At 66.4% G+C, this 1,123-nt stretch carries 1 protein-coding gene; it reads right to left on the bottom strand.

Annotated features, from left to right (window positions below; genetic code table 11):
* Positions 1-1,123 (bottom strand): metallophosphoesterase (locus AB0I03_RS26975; protein WP_360417456.1); only part of this gene is annotated, 1,123 nt, incomplete at both ends.

The following is a 1,123-nucleotide window of genomic DNA, read 5'->3' as shown; positions in this document are numbered from 1 at the left end:
GCCTGCACGAACGCGATGAAATCCAGAATCGGCGTGTCCTTCACCGGCGCCTCGGCCGCCGACATCTCCGCCTTCGACTTCCCGATCACCCGGTTCACATACGCCACGACCTTGGCGTGCTCCGCCCGCAGCATCCCCGTGATCCGCGGATCCTCCGCCACCGCATTGGAATTCAGCACCTTCGACGCCACCGACGCCACCGCCCAACGCCCCCGACGCCACTCCACCTCCACGTCGAAGCACGTCAACCGTTGCCCCCACTTCAACGGCTCCGACAACACCACCTCCCGGCCGGTCGCCTTGTTCACCACCCGCCGCTCCGGGATCTCCACATGCGCATGCCCCACCAAAATCGCATCGATCCCCGGCACCTGCTCCGCCACCAACGCCGCCGCGTTCTCCACATACGGCAACTGATCCCCGTACGACGACGTGCCGCTGGCCCCCGAATGCGCCGCCACGATCACCACATCGGCACCCATCGACCGCAACTTCGGCACCCACTTCGCGGCCTGCTCCTCAAGCCCCGGAAACGCCAGCTTCCCCTGCACATTCGCCTTGTCCCAGATCGCGATCCCCGGATTCGTCAGACCCAGCACCGCCACCCGCACATCCCGCCCCCGCGGCGTCCGCAAGCGCTTGATCACATACGGCCGGAACGCCGGCCGCAGCGTCCTGGCATCCACCGCATTCGCCCCCAGCAGCGGAAAACGGCAGCTCTCCTCGAACTTCCGCAGCACCGGAATCCCGTAATTGAACTCGTGATTCCCCAGCGCCGCCGCGTCATAGCCCATCGCGTTCATCGCCCGGGCCATCGGATGCACCGGACCATGCGGACCGGTGATCGGATCCACCTTCGCGTAGTAATACGCCAGCTGCGTCCCCTGAATGGTGTCACCCGCGTCGATCAGCAGGGTGTTCTCCCGCCCCTTCGCCCGGCGGACGTCATTCACCAGCGTGGAAATCTTCGCCAGCCCCACATCGTTGTGGTCCTTGTCGTCGAACTCGGCGTTCGTGGCGTAATCCCAGTTGAAGACGTTCCCGTGCAGATCCGTCGTCCCCATCACCGTGAACGCGTACCGCCCCCGGCCCGCACCGCCCTCCTGCCGGACCGGCCCCCCCG

It is taken from the genome of Glycomyces sp. NPDC021274, from assembly GCF_040641195.1.
Taxonomy (GTDB): Bacteria; Actinomycetota; Actinomycetes; order Mycobacteriales; family Micromonosporaceae; genus Glycomyces.
This window is presented reverse-complemented; position numbering and strand designations above follow the sequence as displayed.